The sequence below is a fragment of the Myxococcus sp. CA040A genome, assembly GCF_013336725.1.
Lineage (GTDB): Bacteria > Myxococcota > Myxococcia > Myxococcales > Myxococcaceae > Myxococcus > Myxococcus llanfairpwllgwyngyllgogerychwyrndrobwllllantysiliogogogochensis.
Window position 1 is genome coordinate 160020 of the sequence record NZ_JABUMR010000007.1, and the last position, 21177, is coordinate 181196.

The 21177-nt window shown below is 70.0% G+C and carries 14 protein-coding genes; 10 read left to right on the plus strand and 4 right to left on the minus strand.

Going from position 1 to position 21177, the window contains the following annotated elements; all coding sequences use genetic code 11:
• Positions 1-21 precede the first annotated feature (21 nt).
• Positions 22-4377: a DEAD/DEAH box helicase gene (locus HUA75_RS30730; RefSeq protein ID WP_174488413.1), complete on the minus strand. Its 4356-nt coding sequence runs from the start codon at positions 4375-4377 to the stop codon at positions 22-24.
• Between the two features lie 134 nt (positions 4378-4511).
• On the opposite strand from HUA75_RS30730, the gene HUA75_RS30735 reads away from it, so the two are divergent.
• Positions 4512-5789 (plus strand): M48 family metallopeptidase, encoded by a 1278-nt coding sequence (locus tag HUA75_RS30735; protein ID WP_174488414.1) that lies wholly within the window; start codon positions 4512-4514, stop codon positions 5787-5789.
• 12 nt (positions 5790-5801) lie between these two features.
• Here HUA75_RS30735 and HUA75_RS30740 read toward each other — a convergent pair whose 3' ends face one another.
• Complete coding sequence (locus tag HUA75_RS30740) at positions 5802-6398, minus strand: DUF2378 family protein (protein ID WP_174454522.1); 597 nt, start codon at positions 6396-6398, stop codon at positions 5802-5804.
• A 69-nt stretch (positions 6399-6467) separates the two neighbouring features.
• Positions 6468-7931 carry an ATP-binding protein gene (locus HUA75_RS30745; protein WP_141641742.1) on the minus strand — a complete coding sequence of 488 codons (1464 nt, stop codon included), beginning with the start codon at positions 7929-7931 and terminating at the stop codon, positions 6468-6470.
• A 174-nt stretch (positions 7932-8105) separates the two neighbouring features.
• On the opposite strand from HUA75_RS30745, the gene HUA75_RS30750 reads away from it, so the two are divergent.
• From HUA75_RS30750 to HUA75_RS30790, 9 genes are all read left to right on the plus strand, one after another.
• Positions 8106-9071, plus strand: a complete 966-nt coding sequence (locus HUA75_RS30750) for a PLP-dependent cysteine synthase family protein (RefSeq protein WP_174488415.1) — start codon at positions 8106-8108, stop codon at positions 9069-9071.
• 140 nt (positions 9072-9211) lie between these two features.
• Positions 9212-9529 carry a hypothetical protein gene (locus tag HUA75_RS30755; protein WP_141641740.1) on the plus strand — a complete coding sequence of 106 codons (318 nt, stop codon included), beginning with the start codon at positions 9212-9214 and terminating at the stop codon, positions 9527-9529.
• Positions 9530-9636: 107 nt separating this feature from the next.
• Positions 9637-10866 (plus strand): TolC family protein, encoded by a 1230-nt coding sequence (locus HUA75_RS30760; protein WP_174488416.1) that lies wholly within the window; start codon positions 9637-9639, stop codon positions 10864-10866.
• Complete coding sequence (locus HUA75_RS30765) at positions 10863-12056, plus strand: efflux RND transporter periplasmic adaptor subunit (protein ID WP_174488417.1); 1194 nt, start codon at positions 10863-10865, stop codon at positions 12054-12056. The genes HUA75_RS30760 and HUA75_RS30765 overlap by 4 nt, the downstream gene beginning before the upstream one ends.
• On the plus strand, positions 12046-15177 hold the full coding sequence (locus tag HUA75_RS30770) for an efflux RND transporter permease subunit (RefSeq protein ID WP_174488418.1): 3132 nt from the start codon (positions 12046-12048) through the stop codon (positions 15175-15177). The genes HUA75_RS30765 and HUA75_RS30770 overlap by 11 nt, the downstream gene beginning before the upstream one ends.
• 98 nt (positions 15178-15275) lie before the next feature.
• On the plus strand, positions 15276-16103 hold the full coding sequence (locus tag HUA75_RS30775) for an N-acetylmuramoyl-L-alanine amidase (RefSeq protein ID WP_174454517.1): 828 nt from the start codon (positions 15276-15278) through the stop codon (positions 16101-16103).
• Positions 16104-16429: 326 nt separating this feature from the next.
• Entirely contained in the window at positions 16430-16798 is a 369-nt protein-coding gene (locus HUA75_RS30780) for a heavy metal-binding domain-containing protein (RefSeq protein ID WP_174488356.1), read from the plus strand.
• The gene (locus HUA75_RS30785) at positions 16795-18291 is read left to right on the plus strand and encodes a TolC family protein (protein WP_174488419.1); all 1497 of its coding nucleotides are present in this window, start codon (positions 16795-16797) and stop codon (positions 18289-18291) included. The genes HUA75_RS30780 and HUA75_RS30785 overlap by 4 nt, the downstream gene beginning before the upstream one ends.
• Positions 18288-19736 (plus strand): multicopper oxidase family protein, encoded by a 1449-nt coding sequence (locus HUA75_RS30790; RefSeq protein ID WP_254627853.1) that lies wholly within the window; start codon positions 18288-18290, stop codon positions 19734-19736. Before HUA75_RS30785 ends, HUA75_RS30790 begins: the two co-directional genes overlap by 4 nt.
• Before the next feature lie 272 nt (positions 19737-20008).
• On the opposite strand, the gene HUA75_RS30795 is transcribed toward HUA75_RS30790, so the two are convergent.
• On the minus strand, positions 20009-21100 hold the full coding sequence (locus tag HUA75_RS30795; protein WP_174488420.1) for an aromatic ring-hydroxylating dioxygenase subunit alpha: 1092 nt from the start codon (positions 21098-21100) through the stop codon (positions 20009-20011).
• Between the last annotated feature and the right edge of the window lie 77 nt (positions 21101-21177).

Sequence of the window (21177 nt, forward strand, 5' to 3'; positions counted from 1 at the left end):
TGTCCAGACGAACGGGGATTCTCAGCTGGCCTGCGCCACCCCGCCGCCGCTCTCCGTGTCCTCGCCAACGTTCTCCTCGGAATCGTCCTCCAGCGCGTCGACGCCGCCCGGCACGCCATCCACGTAGGTGACGACGTTGCCCGGCATCGCGGGCACGCGCGGCCCTGGAGTCACCACACCCGTGAGGTTGAGCGGGTCCACGCCGGAGAGCTGCACTCGCACCCCGGAAGGAGGCTGCCGTCGCACCGCGCGCGCCATGTCCACCGCCTCCGGCAGCGCGAACTGTTCTCCAACGAAGCCCGCGACGAAGCGACCACCGCGCACCTCGCCTCGCGCCTCCATGCGTCGGTAGACGAACAGCAACTCACGCCACGTGGGCGCCAGCGCCTCTCGCATCACCAGGTCTCGCCAGACGATGCCGTAGCGCTGGAGGAACAGGCGCGCCAGCGAGTCCATCACCTCGTCCGACGTCTTCGGCTCCGCGGGCGCCAGCAGGCTCCAGCGTCCGGGTCCACCGCGCTGCAACAGCTTCTGCCGCTTGCGATGCGCGGGGCTCTGGAGCACGCGCAGGTTCTGCACCGCGTCCGCCGTCACCAGGCCGCGCGCCACCAACTCCCACAGCGCGTCCTCGATTTCAGCGGGCAGTCGTCGCGCGCGGGACACCAGGTCCTGGAAGAAGCACGCGCCCCGGCGCTCCAACACCGCCACCACATCCTTGGCGGCCACGCTGAGGTCCGGCGGCGTCCACACGTCCCCATCCGCGAGCACCGCGTGAGGCCGCGCCGCCGCGAGCATCCACTCCAGGTCCTCGCGCAGCGTGAAGGTCAGCGGCGCGTTGCGAGTGGGCGAGGCTCGCGAGCGCGTGGGTGCTGGAACTTCCGGCTCCGGCGGCGTCACGGGCGCGCCGCGACGAGGCCCCGGCACGGGCTTCGGCTGGTCCTTCATCGTCAGCCGGCCCCAGGCCACCTCACCCGCGTAGCAGGCGCGCTCCAGCATGTCCGGCGTGTAGCCCCGCATGCGCGCGGGCAACAGGAAGCGCTCCCACGCGGAGGCAGGCGCCTCGTACCCCTGGAGCAACCGCACCGCCTTCATGAGTCCCGTGGAGCCGCGCAGCGCGTCCACGTCCTCCATGTGGTGCCACCGGAAGAGGAAGCGCATGAAGTCGCGTCCGCTCAGCGGCTCGATTTCCCGGCGCAGCCGCCCCACCGTCATCCGGTGGATGCGCTGGAGCAGACGGCGGTCGCACCACTCCAGCGGCGGCGTCTCTCCCGGCGCGAGCGGTGTCTCCAGCGGACGGAAGCGGCCCCGCAGCACGGTGCCCTGCATCTCCAGCTGATGCATCGCCGCGTTGACCTCGTCCTCGCTCAGCACGCAGAGGCGAGACAGCTCCGCCACCGTGGTGGGGCCCACGTTCTCCATCCGCCCGCGCACCACCTGGAGCACCGCGGCCCCGCGCTCCACCGGCCGGTCATGCGCCAGCACCGGCAACGGCGGCTGCGTCACCCCGTCGGGGAACAGCGCTCGCACCGCGCTGCCCCGCTCCGCCGCGACGAGGAAACGTCCGGCGGGCAGGTCCAACCACGCCACCCGGCCCTGCTCGAACAGCGGCGTCGCCAGTCCCTTCGGCACCTCCGCGTCCCGCACCAGCACCCACTGGAGGAGCATGTCGTGCAGCTCGTCCTCGTCGCGCATTGGCGGCGCGGCGTCCTCCACCACCGTGGCGATGGCCGTCGCGTCCAGCGCTCCGAAGGCCGCCGCGTCCTCGGCCGGCAGCGCGCGGCGCAGGGCCACGTTGCGCACGCGGCGCTCCTCCGCCGGGGCGTCATCCAGGAACGTGTACGGCTGGCTGTGAATCATCGCGTGCGCGAAGACGCTCGGCTCCGGTACGTCGCGCGCCTCCAGGCGGATGCGGCCGTCCTTCATGCGACGGAGCACCTCACGCAGGCCCTCCACATCCATGGCCTCGTGCAGACAGTCGTCCATTGTCTGCTTCACCAGCGGATGGTCCGGCAGCTCGACGTCGCCGCCACCGTGGTTGTCCTGACAGCCCACCTGCGCCGGGAAGACGGCGGCCAGCAGGTCCTCGCTGCGCGCGCGCTGGAGGTTGGGCGCCACGCGCTTGCCCCCCATCATCCGGTTGAGCGCCAGGGCCCGAGTGGCCACCCAGCGGAAGCGCGTGCCGAACAGCGGCGACTGGAGCACCGCCTGCACCAGCACCTCTTCCACCTGGTCCGGGTGAAGGAAGTCGAAGATGTCCGCCAGCGGAAAGGAGTGCTGCTCGCCCAGCGACAGGAGGATGCCGTCCTCCGTCGCCGCCGCCTGGAGCTCGAAGTCGAACGAGCGGCAGAAGCGCTTGCGCAGCGCCATTCCCCAGGCCCGGTTGATGCGACTGCCGAAGGGCGCGTGGATGACGAGCTGCATGCCACCCGCTTCGTCGAAGAAGCGCTCGGCCACCACGAGCTGATTGCTGGGCACCGCGTCCAGCATCTTCTTGCCCAGCCGCAGGTAGCCCAACAGCGCATCCACCGCGGGCGGCGGCATGCGCAGCTCCTTCTCCAGGAAGCTGGCCGCATCGTCGCGGTTGAGGAGTTCGTCGCGCAGCCGGCCGACCTGGAGCGACAGCTCGTCCGTGCGTCCTGGGGCCTCACCGCGCCAGAAGGGCACGTTGGGCGCCGCGCCGCGTGCATCCTCCACCATCACCGTGCTGCCCATCACCCGCTGGATTCTCCAGGCGGTGCTGCCCAGGAGGAAGACGTCTCCGGGCGAGGACTCCACCGCGAAGTCCTCATCCAGCGTTCCCACCACCTTGCCCTCCGGCTCGGCGGTGACGCTGAAGGTGAAGGTGTCCGGGATGGCTCCGCCGTTGGTGAGCGCGGTGATGCGCACGCCGCGCCGGCCCTTGAGGCGCTGATTCACGCGGTCTCTGTGCAGGTGGATGCCCGCGCGTCCACGCCGGTCGGCGATGCCCTCCGACAGCACCTCCAGTACTCCCTGGTACTCCTCCCACGTCAGCTCGCGGTATGGGTACGCGCGCTGGAAGAGGCTGAAGAGGGCGCGCTCGTCCCACTCCTCGCACGCGCACGCGGCCACCACCTGCTGCGCGAGCACGTCCAGCGGCTTCTGCGGGATGATCACCGCGTCCAGGTCACCCTCGCGCACGGCGTTGAGAAGCGCGGCGCACTCCATCAACTCGTCGCGCGTCATCGCGAACACGATGCCCTTGGAGATGGCCGCCTTGTGGTGGCCCGCGCGGCCCACGCGCTGGAGCAGCACGGAGATGGCCTTCGTGGTGCCCAACTGGACGACGAGGTCCACGTTGCCCACGTCGATACCGAGCTCCAGCGACGCGGTGGCCACCATGACGCGCAGCCGGCCGTCCTTGAGCTTCTCCTCCGCCGCCAGCCGGATTTCCCGCGACATGCTGCCGTGGTGGGCCGCCACCAGACCTTCGCCCAATCGCTCGCCCAAATCATGGGCCACGCGCTCCGCCATCTTCCGCGTGTTGACGAAGATGAGCGTGGTGCGGTGTTCACCCGCCAGCGCCACCAGCCGGTCGTAGACCTGGCCCCACATCTCGTGGCTCGCCAGCGAGGACAGCTCCGCGTCGGGAATCTCCAGCTTCAAGTCCCACGGGCGCAGATGGCCCACCTCCACCTTGCGGCACTCGCGGTGGGACGCGCCGGTGAGGAAGCCGGCAATCGCATCCAGCGGCTTCTGCGTCGCGGACAAGCCGATGAGCTGCGGGCGCATCTCCGTGAGCGCCTTGAGTCGCTCCATGGACAGCGTGAAGTGACTGCCCCGCTTGTCGCGCGCGAGCGCGTGAATCTCGTCGACGATGACGGTGCGCACGCCGCGCAGCGTGGCGCGGGCTCGCTCGGCGGTGAGGTAGAGGTAGAGCGACTCCGGCGTGGTGATGAGGATGTGCGGAGGACGGCGCACCATCTGCGCGCGCTCGGACGCGGACGTGTCACCGCTGCGCACCTGCACGCGCAGCTCGCCCGGCGTGTAGCCCTCCGCGCGGGCTCGCGTGAGCAGCTCCTCCAGCGGCTGGAGCAGGTTCTTCTGCACGTCGTTGCCCAGCGCCTTCAAGGGCGAGACGTAGAGCACCTGCGTGCGGTCTTCCAGGTTCCGCTCCAGCGCGAGCCGGAACAGCGAGTCGAGCGCGGCGAGGAACGCGGTGAGCGTCTTGCCGCTGCCCGTGGGCGCGGCGATGAGCACGTCATGCCCGGCCTGGATGAGCGGCCAGCCCTCCACCTGGGGACGCGTGGGCTCGCCCAGTCGTTCGGCGAACCAGCGGCGGACCACCGGGTGGAAACTCGCCAGTGCCGGGTGCGCCGCGCACTCGGCGGCGAAGTCGAGACTGATCTGCGGGGGCATGCGCACCTCTCCACCCGGAGCCTGAACACAGGTACAGGCGGGCGTCAACGCGCACGCGGCGTGGGGAACGGCCTCGCCCACACGCTCCGCTCGGGTACTCCCAGAGCAGGCGACCGCGCCGTTAGGCTGGGGACATGCGTACACCCATCGTCCCCTGGCTCATCATCGCGGCCCTCAGCCTCGGAGCGGCCCCTCCGGAGACGGCCGGGTCGGAACCGCTCGTCGCGCGCATCCAACGCGCTTCCGAGTACGCCCGGTCCGGCAATGGCGCGGAAGCCCAGAAGGAACTCACGGTAGCGCTCAAGGAAGCGCCCCAAGACGCGAGCGCCCTCTTCGTCCAGACATGCGTCTTCCTGGAGCAGGGCGCGTTGCCCAAGGCGGAGCAGACCCTGAAGCGGCTTCGCGCGGTCGCCGCGAAGGAGCCGGAGGTCGTCATCCTCTCGTCCCTGGTGGAGCAACGCACCCGTCAACCGAAGTTCGATTGGCGTGAGTCCTTCCTTCACGCGTGGGCCCAGGCAGAGCGCCCCCTCTTCGCGGAGAGCCGCTTCTTGCTGGAACCACCCACCTCATCCAGCGATGGCAAGCCTGAGTTCGACGCCGCCTGGGAACGCACCGAAGCAGCGGACGTCCGCCTCATCCTCGCGCTCTCGGGAAACATGCTCGGCAGCCCTGACCTGGAGTGGCTCGCCACGCACCTCGACAAGGTGAAGGACCCCGTCCTCCTGCGCGCCGCCTTCGAGCACTTCCTGACCGCGGCCCCCCAACATCCCGAGGCGCTCGCGAAGGCGCGCACCACGCTCAAGCCCCGCCTTCAACAACTCGCCGCAACATCGCCCCAGGAGATTCAACTCCGGTTGCTCGTGCTGCTGGGGGACACCGACCCGAAAGCGCCCTTCACTCCAGAAGAGCTCGCCGAGCTGGAGCGCATCGCCGACCTCCCTGACTACCGGACCGTCTCCACCCTCTCGATGTACACCGAGGCCATGCGGCTCCTGACGCTGGCGAAGGTCTCCCGCCCTCAAGCCAGTGCCTTCTCAGCCTTCGTGGGAGAGCTGGCGCTCACCGGTCCCTACCGCCTCACCCAGCGAGCACTCGTCTCGGACACACTCCCAGCCGCGGACCTTGAGCGACTGGGCCACGTGCTGTCCTCCATTGGCGAGCGCATCGTCGAAGAGACCACGCTCGTGGAGTATCTGGTAGGCCTGCGCATGGTGATTCAGGGCGTGGAGATGCTCAACGACCCGAAGCGACGGGAAGAAGTCGGCGCGGCACAGCGCCATGCCTTCAAGCTCGCACGCGTGACCCAGCCCCAGCGCATGGACCTGTGGCCCCTTCCCTCACTCCAGCGCGCGTGGACCATCGCGTCGGTGGAGAATGAACGGGAGCACCTGCGGGCCCTCCTCATGAAGTGAGCGCGGAGGGCCTTACGCCCCCGGCGCGGGCGCGGCCTCCCCCACGGGAGCCGCCGCGGTCCTGTTCCAGACGATGCGGTACGTCGCCGCCGTGCCGTCGAAGGCGATGGGCTCCACCTCCACGTGCCCGGCGCCCGCGACGCGCAGCGACTCCGCCAGGAAGCCCGCGGAGAAGTACGGGTTGTCCGCCGCCACGTCTTTCATCCACAGCGTGGCGGCGCCCTCGCCGGACTCCTCCACTCGCACCTCGTTGAAGTTGTTGCCGGCCCTCACGTTGTAGGGCACCCGCTCCAGGGTCCTCATCGGCCCCAGGCGGGTGACGAGCGACAGGCTGGCCCGCCCCACCGGCGTCTGCCGGAAGCCCTGGAGATAGCGCGCACCCAACGCCAGCCAGGCCTCCTTCGCCGGCAGCGACGGGAAGATGTCCTGCACGGCCACCCGCAGGAAGCCTCGCCACTGCTCCAGCGAGTAGGCCGGCCGCAGCCGCTCCGACAAATCCAGGCCCACGCCCTTCAGGCGCTGGCGCCCCTCCCGCGTCAGATAGGGGCCCAGGGCCCTCACGAAGAGGGCTTCCACGGACTGCGCGAAGATGAGCTTCTCGGGCGACATGACGGATAAGTGGCAATGGCCCCCCGCAACGGCGAGCCATTCCGCATCTCAAACGTCAGCTGGTCATCATCACCGGGGCAGCCGCACCGTGAAGGTCGTCCCACCCGACGCACTGGACTCCACTGTCACCTCGCCGCCATGGGCGAGCAGAATCTGCCGGGTGATGTAGAGCCCCAACCCCAGCCCCGAGGACGCCGCCGCCTCGTGCTGGACGGCTCGCGAGCCTCGACGCCATGCGGCGAAGATGTGTGGAAGCTCCTCCGAAGGAATCGGTGGTCCGCCATTGTGCACGCGCAGCACCACTTCCCGCGCACTCGCCTGGCCCCACATCCGCACGGGACTGTCCACGGGGCTGTACTTCAGCGCATTCGCCAGCAGGTTGCTGAACGCCTGCTCCAGCCGGTCCAAATCCCACGCGCCGCGCCCGTCCCCCACCACCTCCAACACCAGCATCCGCCCGGGGTGACTGGCGCGCATCTCCTCCAACGTGCGACGCGCCACGTCGAAGACGTCGCAGTCCGAGGCCACCACCGGGACACCGCCCCCCAGGCGCGAGCGCGCGAAGTCCAGGAGCTGGCGAATCATCCGGTCCATGCGGTCCGCGCTGGTGAGGATGCGCTCGGTGAGCGAGGACTGGCGCTCGTCCAGGTTGCCCTTGCGCTTGAGCTGCTGCGCGGACATGGACAGCGCATTGAGGGGATTGCGCAGGTCATGCCCGAGCATCCCGATGAACTGCTCGCGGAACTCCTCTTCGCTGCGCTCCTCGGTGACGTCCCGCGACGTGGCCATCAACGCGGCCACCTGGCCGTCACCATCCAGCGTGGGTGACAGCGTGTAGTCGAAGTGACGGGGCCCCTGGTCCGTCGACAGCGTGATTGCGCCGCGCTGGACCTGTCCGGTGCTCAGCGCCACCTCCATCAACCGGATGAAGGGCGCGAGCGACGGGTCCTTCTCCTCCCGCGCGCTCAGCGACTCACCCGAGACGAGGACCTCGTGGCTGCCTCGCGCCGCATGCGCCGCCTGGTTGGCGAACAGCAGACGTCCCGACGCGTCGAACAGCGCGATGGGGTCCGCGGCGGAGGCCATGGCCATGTCCAGCAGTCGACGCTGGCGCTCCACTTCCCGCGACAGCGCGTGCACCTCGCGCTCGGCGCGGCGCAGGCGCAGCAGGGCGTGCACCTGGGCGACCAGCTCCTCGGGGTCCACCGGGGCCACCAGATAGCCGTCCGCGCCGTGCTCCAGGCCGTGCGCCCGGTCGCCCGGCCCCACCGCCTGTGCGGACAGGTGCAGGACGAGCATGCCCCGGGTGCGAGGGGCCTGCTTCAGGCGCCGGCAGACCTCCAGTCCGCTGATGTCCGGCAACCGGACGTCCAGGATGGCCAGGTCGGTGTGCTCATCCGCGAGGGCCAGGGCCTCGCTGCCTGAGCCCGCGTCCACCACCTGGAAGCCCGCGAGCCCCAGCACGCGGCTGGTGACGTAGCGACTGGCCTCATCATCATTGACGTTGAGGATGACCGGAGATGGAGGACTCATGACGTGCGGGGCAGAGGTACTCCTTCGTACCCGCCGGACTCCGGTCGCGCCACATCCATCGCCGCCCACGGGTGCTTCCTGACAGGCCGGGCGGACAGCCCATGGAATCCCCGTCCGTCGGGAAGACGCTCAGGACGCTAACGGGCCGGGTCGATTCGCGATAGGGAGGACATCATGCGTCCTCCCTGTCGCCCGCTGCCCGCGGATGGCCGCTTTCTTCAGGCCATCGCTCCCACGCCCCTTGTCCCCGTCCGACTGGACCCGGAGGGCCCCACCATCTGGTGCAAGCTGGAGTTTCTCAACCCCAGTGGCTCCACGAAGGACCGCATCGCGCGCTACATGTTGGAGAAGGCCTGGCGCATGGGCGAGTTGCAGCCCGGCGGCGAGGTGGTGGAGGCGTCCAGCGGCTCGACGAGCATCGCGCTCGCGCTGGCGAGCGCGCAGATGGGCGTGCGCTTCACCGCGGTGATGCCCGAGGGTGTCACCGACGAGCGTGTGCTCACCATCCGCGCCTACGGCGGCGACGTGGTGCTGGTGCCGAGAGCGGAGGGCGTGCGTGGCGCCATCGCCAAGGCGGAGCAGATTGCCCGGGAGCGCAAGGCCTTCGCGCCCCGCCAGTTCGAGAACCCGGACAACGCCGAGGCACACCGCGTGTGGACGGGGCAGGAGATCCTCTCCCAGATTCCGGGCGGCCTGGTGCATGGCGTGGTGAGCGGCGTGGGCACGGGCGGCACGGTGGTGGGCCTGTACCAGGCGTTCGCGGAAGCGGGCTGTCCGGTGACGGCCTTCATCGCGCGTCCCATCGCGGGGCTGGGCTGCGACATCGAGTGTTGCAGCTTCAGTCCGCGCGTGCCCGGTGTCGTGGACGGCATGTCCAAGCTGTACCGCGACTCGGACATGCCGGGGCGCGTGGAGCTGGACGTGTCGGACGAAGAGGCCATGTGCACCGCGCGCGCCCTCATCCGCCGGGGCTTCCCGGTGGGCCCCTCCTCCGGCCTCAACTACGTGGCGGCGGTGGAGGCCTCGAAGCGACTGGGTCCCGGCGCGCAGGTGGTGACGGTGTTCCCGGACCGGATGGAGCGCTACTTCTCCACCGAGCTGATTCAGCACCGGCCCGCGCCGCCGCGCGTCGTGGCCTGACGCACACTCACGCAAAGGGCCGGCGCGACAACACTCCGCCGGCCCTCACGGGCGAGCAGGCACGCCCTCTTCCGATGCCTGGTTCACGCTGAGCATGCATCCGCGTGCGCACCGTCCGGGGTCATGCTAGAAGCCGACTCGTGCTCACACGCATCTGGCTGTGCCTCAGCCTGTTGCTGTTCGCCCCGACGGAAGGTGGCCTGTGGAAGGTCATCGCCGACGTGACGGATACCGTGTGCGCGCAACGTTGCCCGGATGACGATGCGAGCGGTCAGTGCGCGCCGGACTGCGCGGACTGCACCTGCTGCGGCCATGTGCGCTCCATCGCCGCGCCCGTCTCCCCTCCCTCGTTGCTCCTGGAAGCACCTCGGCCGCGTCTCGTCCTTCAGGATGAGGATGCGCCCGCCTCCGCGGACCTGGACGACATCCTCCACGTCCCCAAAGCCCTCCTCGCCTGAGGCAGTGTCCGTCTCTTCGCGCGAGCGATTCCAGGTGAGGTGCGTCCACGGCGGTACCGGGACACCTCGCGCCTGACGCTCGCTTCCCTTTCGCGAGGTCTTCTTCCGTGCTCAATCCTTCCGCGACGGCGGCCCTCGGGCTCGCCGCCGCCCTGGTCTGGCCCTGCGCCAGCACCGCTTCACCTTCCGAGTTGTCCTTCCAAGACGCGCTGGCCCTCGCCCGCCAGCGCGCTCCTTCCCTGTTGGATGCAGCGGGCCGCGTCGCGGAGGCACAGGGGGCCGTCGCGGGCTCCGCGCCCTGGCTGCGTGACAACCCGACCCTGAGCGCCGAGGTGGGCCCGCGCAGGCTCGACGACGGCACCCGGGGCCTCCAACTCTCACTCGGGCTGGCGCAGCCCTTCGAGCTGGGTGGCAAGCAGGGCGCGCGTCGGGAGTCCGCTCGCGCGGGGCTCGCCCGCGAGGGCGCCGAGCAGCAGGACGCCGAGCGACGCGTGCTCGGTGAAGTGGCCGCGTCGTTCCTGCGCGCCCTCTACGCCCGCGAGTTCTCGCGGCTGATGCACGAGACGGAGGAGGCCGCGCGAAACCTGGCCAGCTCCGCGAGCAAGCGCTTCGAGGCGGGTGACGTGCCCGTGGTGGACGTCAACGTGGCGCGCGTGGCGCAGGCCCGGGCCCATGCGGCCGTGGTCGTGGCCGAGGGCGAGGAGGAGGCGCTCGTGAGCGAGCTGCGCGCGCAGCTCGGGTTGCCCCTCCAGGAGCCGCTCGCGGTGAGCGGCGCGCTCAAGGAACTCTCCTCGCTCCCGGTAGCGAAGCCCACGGGTCCCTCCGAGCGCGCGGACATCCGCGCCCTGGAGTCGGCGCTCGCCCAGGCCGAGGCGGAGCTTCGACTGGGACGCAGCCAGGCGCTGCCGGACGTGAGCGTGGGCGTGCGCTACGAGAAGGAGGTGGACGAGTCCGCGTGGCTCGGCACCCTCAGCGTGCCCTTGCCCGTGTTCTCCCGAGGTCAGGAAGAGAAGGTGACGGGAGAGGCCCGCGTGCGACGGCTCCGCACCCTGCTGGAGGCCGCGCGCCGCACGCGCGATGTCCAGGTGGAAGCCGCCCGCATCCGCGACACCCGGCGCCAGCAAGCGCTGGAGGTGCTGACGCGCGATGCCCTGCCGCTGCTGGACGAGAACGAGTCGCTCGCCCGCAAGTCCTACGAAGCCGGGGAGATGGACCTCGCGGGGTTCCTCCTTGTCCGCCGTGAAACGCTCGAGACGCGCGTGGCGCTGCTCGACAGTCACCTCCAGGCCGCGCTCGCCCGCGTGCAGCTCGCCGTCGAGACAGGAGCCCTGCCATGAAGCCCTCCCATTTCCTCCTGTCCGCCCTCTTCGTGCTGTCCGCCTGCAAGTCCGACAAGCCCGAGCATGAAGACGACCACGCGCACGAAGAAGGCGCCGAACCCAAGGGACATGACGAGGGACACGATGAGTCCCACGTCCACATCGCGCCGGAGATGCTCCGCGACTTGCGCGTCACCACCGCGCCCGCGTCGGCGCGTCCCGGAGGAGAGAGCGTCACCGCACTGGGCGAGCTGATGTTCAGCGAGGACGCCTACGCGGAGGTGGCTTCCCCCATCTCCGCCCGGGTGGGCACCGTCTTCGTCACCACGGGCCAGGAGGTGAAGGAAGGCGAGAAGCTGGCCGAGCTGCGCAGCCCCGAGCTGGGCAAGGCCCGCGCCGCCCTCCAGTCCGCGAAGGCCCGCGCCGCCTCCGCCAGACAGACCGCAGAGCGCAAGCGCGCGCTCGCCGCCGAGCGCATCGTCGCGCAGAAGGACGTGCAGGCCGCGGACGTGGACGCCGCGGGCGCCGATGCGGAGGTCGCCGCGGCCCTCGCGGAATTGGCGGCGCTGGGCGCGAGCGAAGGGGACCTTCGTCAGGGCGCGGGCACGCCGGGCTTCATCCTGCGCTCGCCCATCCAGGGCACCGTCATCGAGCGTGACGCGAGAATGGGACAGATGGCGGACGCCGAACATCCCCTCTTCCGCATCGGTGATTTGGGCTCGCTGTGGCTCATCGTCCACGCCTTCGAGCGCGACGCGGTGCGCATCCAGAAGGGCGCCGAGGCGCGCGTCACCTTCGCCGCCTTCCCAGGCAAGGAGCACACCGCGAAGGTGGGCCACGTGGGGCAGCGCGTGGACGCCTCCTCGCGCACCATCCCCGTGAGGCTGGTGCTGGAGAACCGCGAGGGCCTGCTCAAGCCGGGCATGTCCGCCACCGCATCCATTCCGCTTGGCAGTCCGGATGGAACCATCACCACCGTGCCGGCCGCTTCGCTCCAGCGCCTGGAGAATGGCTGGGTCGCCTTCCTGCCCACCGGAGAGCGCGGCTCCTTCGAGCGGCGCGAGGTGGGACGAGGCCGCACGCTGGGAGACCACGTGGAGGTGCTCTCCGGCCTGAAGGTCGGTGAGCAGGTGGTGGTGGACGGCGCCTTCCTCCTCAAGGCGGAGGTCGAGAAGTCCGCCGGCGGAGGTGCCGAACATGGCCACTGAGCCCACGTCGTCCCTGGTGGGGCGCGTGCTGCGCACGTCCTTCGCGCGGCCCGGCCTCACCGTCGTGCTGGCCCTGGCGTTGTCCGCCTTCGGCGCGGTGGCGCTGCATGGGCTTCGCCGCGACGTCTTCCCGGACCTGTCGGCGCCCATCTTCAACGTCATCGTCCAGAACGCCGCCATGGGCGCGGAGGAGCTGGAGACGGCGGTGGCCATTCCCATGGAGGTGGCACTCGCGGGCCTGCCCGACGTGCGCCGCATCCGCTCCACCTCGCAACTGGGCGTCACCCAGGTCACGGTGGAGTTCGAGCCGGACGCGGACTACTTCCGCAGCCGACAGTACGTCGCCGAGCGCGTGGCCCAGGCCCAGGGAGAATTGCCCCCCGGCACGGACGCGCCCCTCGTCTCCAGCCTCACCGGCCGGCTCAATGAAGTCTTCGAGTTCACCCTCGAAGCGGAGCCCGGCGCGGCGGACCTCATGGCGCTGAGGGATTTGGCCGAGTTCGAGGTGAAGAACCGGCTGCTCGCCGTGCCCGGCGTCGCGGGCGTGGAGCGGCTGGGCGGCTACCTGCGGCAGTTCCAGGTGCTGCTGGACCCCGACCAGATGGTGGCGCGCGGCATCAGCCTCAACGAGGTGGAGCACGCGCTGGAGGGCGCCAACCTCAACGCGTCCGGCGGCTTCGTGGTGCAGGGCCCCATGGAGTGGACGGTGCGAGCGATTGGACGCGCGCAGACGGTGGAGGACCTGAACAGCACGGTGGTGGCGCTGCGCGCGGGCACGCCCGTGTTGCTGGCGGACGTGGCCGACGTGCGCGAGGGCCCCGCGCTGCGCCGGGGAATCGCGCACCGCCTCAAGGGCGAGGTGGTGAGCTGCCGCGTCATCAAGCAGTTCGGCGCGGACACGCAGCGGGTGGCGGCGGGCGTCCGTGAGGCCATCAAGGAGCTGGAGCAGTCGATGCCCAAGGGCGTGCAGCTGCGCGTCGTCTATGACCAGTCGGTGCTGGTGGACGAGGCGCTGGGGGGTGTCAGCCGAGCCATCCTCCTGGGCGCGCTGCTGGTGGTGCTGGTGCTGTTCGCGCTGCTGGGGGACTGGCGCGCCGCGCTCATCGTCACCCTCACCCTGCCCCTGTCGCTGGCGCTGGCGGGAATCCTCCTGAAGCTCGCCGGCATCGGCATCAACACCATGACGCTGGGCGGCCTGGCCATCGCCGTGGGTCTGCTAGTGGACGCGGCCATCATCGTCACCGAGAACATCATCCATGACCTGCGCGAAGGCGCGGGGCGCAAGTCCGTGCGAGAGGAAGCGCTGTCCGCGTCGCTGGAGGTGGGGCGTCCCATCGCCTTCGCCACCCTCATCGTCGTGTCCGTCTTCATCCCGTTGTTCGCCATGACGGGCATCGAGGGGCGCATGTACCAACCCCTCGCCGCCGCCGTGGTGGCGTGCCTCGCCGCGTCGCTGGCGCTCGCGCTCACCCTGGTGCCGGTGGCCTCCTCGCTGCTGCTCAAGGCCCCGCGTCCGGGACAACCCGAGGACGTGTGGCTCATCCGCAAAATCAAGACGGTGTACGCGCCCATGCTGGACACGTGCATGCGCAGGGCGGGACTGGTGCGACTGGTGGCGCTCGCCATCACCGTGCCGGCGCTGGGGCTCGCCTTCGCGGTGGGCAGCGACTTCATGCCTCGACTGGATGAAGGCGCCTTCCTCCTCCAGACGGTGCTGCCGCCCGAGGCGTCACTGGAGGAGGTGGACCGGCTCAACCATCTGGTGGAGGACGTGCTGCTCGGCTTCCCGGAGGTGGAGGACGTCGTGCGGCGCACCGGCCGCGCCGAGCGCACGGAGGACCCGATGCCTCACACGGTGTCGGACGTGCTCGTCGTGCTCAAGAAGGACCGGGGAAGAAATCTGGAGAAGCTGGAGGCGGACCTGCGCGTCGCCGTGGCGCGGGTGCCCGGCGTCACCACGCTGTTCACCACGCCGCTGGGCATGCGCATCGACGAGGGCCTGGGCGGCAGCCCCGCGGACCTGTCCGTGCGCATCTTCGGGCCGGAGCTGGAGACACTCGCCACGTTGGGAGAGCGGGCCCGCGCCATCCTCGCGAAGGTGGACGGCGTGGAGGACCTGCGCGTCGAGAAGCTCAGCGGGCTGCCGCAGCTTCGCATCACCGTGAATCGCGCCGCGGTGGCGCGGGTGGGGCTGACGCCCGGCGACGTCATCCGCGCGGTGCGCGTGGGCCTGGTGGGCGAGGAGTCCTCCCAGGTGTGGAAGGGTCAGCGGCGGCACGACCTGGTGCTGCGGCTGGCGGACCACAAGCGGGGAGACCTCCAGGCGCTGCGCAACCTCCTGGTGGACGGACATGACGGCACTCGCATCCCCCTGAGTCAGCTCGCCACCATCGAGGAGACCTTCGGCGCGGGCAGCGTGCGGCGCGAGGCCGGCAGCCGTCGGCTCGCGGTGGAGGCCAGCGTGTCCGGCAGGGATTTGGGCAGCACCGCGGCCGAGGTGCGCGAGCGGCTGGCCGCGGAGCTGAAGCTCCCCACCGGATACTTCCTCGACGTGGGTGGACGAGTGGAGAGTCAGCAGCGCGCCGCGCAGTCGCTGGCCATGGCCATCGCCGTCGCCGTCCTCGCGGTGTTCATCCTGCTGTACCTCGCGCTGGACTCGGTGGCGGAGGCGCTCGTCATCCTCGCCACGCTCCCGGATGCCTTCGTCGGCGGCATCCTCGCGCTGCTCATCGCCGGCGAGACGTGGAACGTCTCCAGCCTCGTGGGCCTCATCGGCCTGTTCGGCATCGCGGTACAGAACGGCCTCGTGCTGGTCTCACAGACCAAGGACCTGCTCTCGCGCGGCATGCCCTTCGACGAGGCCATCCGTCAGGCGAGCCTCGGTCGCGTCCGCCCCAAGCTGATGACCGCCGCCACCGCCATCCTCGGCCTGCTTCCCCTGCTCGTGCTGCCCCTGCACGGGACGGAAATCGAGCGGCCCCTGGCCGTCGTCATGGTGGGCGGACTGGTGACCTCGACCCTCTTCACCCTGCTGGTTCTTCCCACTTTCTACGCATTTGTTCATGGCGTGAGAGAGCGCATCAGCCGGCGTGTGGCCGATCGCAGGTCAACTGTGTCCTGAGAGACAGGGAAGGTGTTCCGGGCCTTGGACCGGCAACTTTCGGCCCGGAACACCGACAATCCCGTGTTTTTCCCCTATTCCACACGTCGGGGCCTCTCATGAGCGTTCGCCTTCCTTCCGCCACCGCGACCCGTACCACCTCCACCAAGGCTTCAGCGGCGGCGACGACCGTCACCGCGCCTCCGGCGGGACTTCGCAAGGGTGACTCAGGCCCGAAGGTGAAGCAGCTCCAGGACGCGCTGTTGAAGCTGGGCTACCTGACCAAGGCCCAGGTGAACACGGGCCCGGGGACTTTCGGAGCGCAGACCGAAGCGGCGGTGAAGAAGTTCCAGGGCGACAAGAAGCTGCCCACCACCGGCTACTACGGCGAGCAGACGCAGGCGGCGCTGAAGAAGGCGCTGGCGGGCACGCCCACGACTCCGACGACGCCCACGACGCCGGGCACCAAGCCGGCGGTCATCAGCGCGCCCTCGCCCAACTCCGACAGCCGCAACGGCGCGGACATCGACACCATCGTCATGCACCACACCGCGTCCAACGACGGCAAGGCGGACCTGTCGTGGATGCGCAACCCGAAGAGCGGCGTGTCCGCGCACTACATGGTGGACCGCGACGGGAAGATTTATCAGCTCGTGGGTGACGACAAGCGCGCGTGGCACGCGGGCAAGAGCGAGCTGCATGGCGTTCCCACGGACGTCAACGCGCGCTCCATCGGCATCGAAATCGTCAACGACGGCAGCGGCAAGACGCCCTTCACGGAGGCGCAGTACAAGGCGCTCACCCAGCTGACCAGCCACCTGAAGGAGAAGTACGACGTGCCGATGAAGAACATCGTCGGCCACGCGGACGTGGCGGTGCCCAAGGGCCGCAAGAACGACCCGGCCCCCAACTTCGACTGGTCGCGGCTGCGCAAGGGCATCTCCTGAGCTGACGCGGTGAAGCAGGTGTGGTGAAGCGCGGGTCGAGGGTCCTTTCGGGACGCTCCCCGCGCTTCGTGTTTGAAACGGGCAGGTGTCCCGCCTGTTCCCCGGGAGCGCGCGCCGCATGAAGTGCGCCGGTGAACAACCAGGCACGGTTGCGGCCATCACAGTGTGATGACCCCGGTTACACCGGGACCGCGCGGACCTGCGTTCCCTGGCCTCTCGTGCGTCGTCAGTCCGCGGAGTTGTGTCTCCGGTCCTCGTGGCCTGGAGCTTGCTCAACACCGCAGCGATTCCTGGCGCCGCCGCGTCGCGCCACTTCGAGGTCTTCCATGCGTTCCTTCCTCTGTGTCCTCGCGAGCCTCATCACGCTCGCCGCCTGTGCTTCCGAGCCCAAGAGGCTCGCTCCCGCCGTGGACCCGTCGAGCCCCGATGCGCCCGAGTCCCCGCTCGCCTCGCTGCCCACCGCGCTCGCCGCGACGCCACCTTCCCGACCGCAGCACTCCGACGCGCCCAAACCCGCCAAGGAGGACGCGGGCACCACCATCTACGCCTGCCCGATGCACCCCGAGGTCCAGTCCGACAAGCCGGGCGGCACCTGCCCCAAGTGCGGCATGAAGCTGACGCCCGTGAAGCCCGACGACACCGCGCCGGCCAAGGAGCCCGCGCCCGGTCATGAGGGACACGGAGCCCATCCGTGAGACTGCTCACCCTCGCCTGCGCGCTGCTGTTCGCGGGCGGCTGCGCTTCCATCCAGAAAGAGAAAGGCCACGCGGAGGTCGCCACGCTCGTCGAGGAGCGCATCGGCCGCAAGACGCGGTGGAACCAGGGCACGCCCGAGGACGCGGAGGTGTCGCGGCACCTCGACGGACTGTTGAAGGGCGACCTCACCTCCGACCACGCCGTGGAGGTGGCTCTCCTCAACAACCCCGCCCTGCAATCCACCTATGAAGACCTGGGCATCTCCCAGGCCGACATGGTGCAGGCGGGCCTGCTCAGCAACCCGACGTTCGACGCGAGCATCGGCTTCCCGCTCTCCAACGACGGTGTCAGCGAGACGGAGTTCTCGCTGGTGCAGGGTTTCGTGGAGCTGTTCACCCTGCCGCTGCGCAAGCGCGTGGCCCAGGAGCAGTTCATGGCGGACACCCTGCGCGTCGCGCACGAAGCGCTCTCCACCGCCGCGGAGGTGCGCAAGCTGTTCAGCGAGGTCCAGGCGCGGCAGCAGCTCGTGGAGCTGCGCCGCATGGTCCTCCAGGCCACCGAGGCCGCCGCCGAGCTGGCCACGCTCCAACACGGCGCGGGCAACATCACCGACCTGGAGCTGGTCACCGAGCAGGCCGCCTCCGAGGAGGCCCGCCTGGAGCTGGCGCGCGAGGAGCTGACCCTGGTGGAAGACCGGGAGCGGCTCAACCGCCTCTTGGGCCTGTGGGGGCCGCGCACCCAGTGGGCCATCTCCGAGAAGCTCCCGGCACCGCCCCCGGAGGAGGCGTCGTTGGAGCGGCTGGAGTCGCTCGCCATCCGGCAGCGGCTCGACATCGACGCCGCGCGCAAGCAGTCCGAGCTCCTGTGGAACGCGCTGGAGCTGGCGCGCAGCACGCGCTTCTTCGGCCGCGTCGACGTGGGTCTCCACACGCACCGGGACGCGAATGGTCCGCGACTCTTCGGGCCCACGCTCACGCTGGAGCTGCCCATCTTCGACCAGCGACAGGCACTCATCGCCCGGCTGGAGGCACAGCATCGCCAGGGCGAGCGTCGCCTCGCGGAGCTGTCCATCAACGCGCGCTCGGAGGTTCGCGCCGCGAGGGCCCGCCTGCTCACGCTCCGAGGCGTCACCGAGCGCTACCAGCGCGTCGTCCTGCCCCTGCGCGAGAAGGTCGTCGAGCAGTCCCAGCTCCAATACAACGCGATGCAGATTGGCCTGTATGCGTTGCTCGACGCGAAGCAGTCCCAGGTCGAGGCGTACCGCACCTTCATCGAGACCGTCCGCGACTATTGGATGGCCCGCGCGGAGCTGGAGCAACTCGTCGGCGGCAGTCTGCCCGGCACGGCCTCGCGGCAGGGAGCACCGAGCGACGCCAGGCCCCCGGCATCCGAGCGTCCGCCGGAGGCGACCCCTCCTGAGTCCTCGCCTCCCACTGAACCCCCTTCTGGAAACGGCCATCCCCCCGCACACGGCCACGGAGCGACTCCATGAATCCCCTCTCCCCTGATTCCTCTCTCCGCGCGCAGGATGCGGAGGACACGACGGAGACGACGACCGCTCCGGGCGCGATGACCCGACGAGGCATGCTGGCGACGGCCGGCGCCACGCTCGCGGGTGGCGCGTTGCTGCTCCGCGGTGGTGTCGCGCAGGCGCAAGTCGCGCCACGTCCTCCCGCTCCGCGCGCGGGCCGGCGGGACTGGCTGGCTCCGGGAATGCCGAACCGTGACTATCGCCCCGTCATCGTGCCAAACGGCTCGAAGCTGCCGTGGAAGGTCGTGGACGGAGTGAAGGTCTTCCACATGGTGGCCGAGGAGGTCGAACACGAGCTGGCTCCCGGGCTGAAGGTCCACTGCTGGGGCTACAACGGCCAGGTGCACGGGCCCACCATCGAAGTCGTGGAAGGCGACCGCGTCCGCTTCTACGTCACCAACCGACTGCCCGCGCCCACCACCGTGCACTGGCATGGCCTGCTGTTGCCCAACGGCATGGACGGCGTGGGTGGGCTCAACCAGAAGTCCATCGCCCCGGGCGAGACGTTCCGCTACGAGTTCACCATCCGCCAGTCCGGCACGGGCATGTATCACTCGCACCATGACGAGATGACGCAGATGGCGCTCGGCATGGTGGGGTTGTTCATCATGCACCCGCGTCGGCCCGTGGGCCCGCGCGTGGACCGCGACTTCGCGCTCATGCTGCACGAGTGGCGCGTGGACCCGGGTGCGAGCCGGCCGGACCCGAACGAGATGACGGACTTCAACCTGCTCACGTTCAACGCGAAGGCATTCCCCGGCACGGAGCCGCTGGTGGTGCGACAGGGCGAGCGGGTGCGCATCCGCCTGGGCAACCTGAGCGCGATGGACCATCACCCCATCCACCTGCACGGCTACCACTTCCGAATCACGGAGACGGACGCGGGACGCATCCCCGAGTCCGCGCAGTGGCCGGAGACCACGGTGCTCGTCCCGGTGGGCAGCACGCGCACCGTCGAGTTCGTGGCCGATGCGCCCGGCGACTGGGCCATGCACTGCCACATGACACACCACCTGATGAACCAGATGGGCCATGACCTGCCCAACCTCATCGGCGTGAAGCCGGGTGGGCTCGACGCGAAGGTGCGCACGTTGCTGCCGGGCTACATGACCATGGGGCAGACGGGCATGGGCGACATGGCGGAGATGGGCATGCCGGTGCCCGCAAACTCCATCCCCATGAGCGGAGCGCGGGGCAAGCACGACGTCATCACCATGGGAGGCATGTTCACCGTGCTCAAGGTGCGCGAGCGGCTGGCCGGCGATGGAGACCCGGGTTGGTACGACAACCCGCCCGGTACGCTGGCGGTGGCGGCGAACACGGAGGAACTGCGCCAGGACGGCATCGACGTGAATGCGCCACCCAAGGCGCTGCCCGCGTCACCGGCGGGACTCGGGCAGGGCTGAGCAACGACAGTGGTTCGCCCAGTTCGAGGCTCGTACTGGCTGGGCGAACCCTCGCACCAAAGCGCCTATCAGACTGACGACACACTTGAGCCTGGCCGCGAGTTCGGGCCTGGCCCGCATGAAGCCACGCACTTCCGCAGCTTCAGTCGCGTCCCATGCACGGCGTCGCGGATCGTACCGGGCTTCTCACGGTTGGCGACAGGCAGTCGCACAGGTCCGCATCCTCAGCCGAGGCTCGTGCACCGCGCCAAGCCTCCCGCTGACGCCCAGCCTCAAGTCCGCATCTTCAGTCGGGTCTCATGCACGGCATCACCGACCGCGCCGGGCTTCTCGCGCTCGGCGGCGCGCAGCAATCGGAGGATGCCGGGCCCGAGCACGTCAATCTCGGTGGACGCATACGTCTCCGTGCCGAAGCGGCGGATGCTCTCCGTCTGCGTCCGGAGGATGCGCGCGTCCTGGCTGAAGATGTGGAGCGCCACGGGCATGGCTACCGGCAGCACCGCGCGCAGCAGCCAGCGCGGCAGCGGCAGTCGGAACGTCACCACCGCGTAGACCAGCGTGTCCCAGTCCGCCACGGGCGTCATCGCCGAGGTCACGATGATGTGGCTGCCCTCGCCGATGCGGTACTCCACCTGCGCGATGGACGGCATCAGGAAGCGGTCGAAGTGCTGCACCACGCCGCCACCCGGAGCCAACAGCCGACCCACGACTCCACTGGGACGAGGCTCACCGATGTACTCGGCCTCCACCCGGTCCGCGCTCCGGCGCACCACCACGTCAATCTCGTTGCGTTTCTCCTCCGTGCGGAACAGGCCCCCGTGCAGGTAGGCCGTGTGTGGCACGTCGAGCGTGTTCTCCAGCGTCGCATGCAGCGAGCCCGGCGCGCGCAGCACGCGCCTCACCGTGGTGTACTCGCGCGCGTCCAACAGCGGGAAGCGGAACGGCTCGGTCGTCGGCTCAACGCCCGGCGTGGAGTACACCCAGACGAAGCCATCCTGCTCACGCGTCGCATAGGACGTCGCGCAGCGAGTACGGGCCTCGGGCTCGCCGAGGAAGCCAGGAATGGCTCGGCACTGCCCTCCCGTGTCGAAGCGCCAGCCGTGATAGCCGCACTGGAGCTGCCCCTCCTTCACCCGCCCCAGCGACAGGGGCACGTTGCGGTGAGGGCAGCGGTCCATCAACGCGCCAGGCTTGCCGCCCTCGCCCCGGAACAGGACGAGCGGCGTGCCCTGAAGCGTGCGCGCCAGCGGCTTGTCGCCCAGCTCTCGCGACGCACAGAGGATGAACCAGGCATTCGGCAGGTGAACGACGGAGACGTGACCGGCGGCCGCACCTGGGGTGCGCGCCTCCTCGCGGGAGCTCATGAGACGCAGTCTAATGGCGCGCACGGCCAGTGCACGCCTTCCCGTGAGCGCCCGGGCCTCCCGCCGGGGGCCGAGCA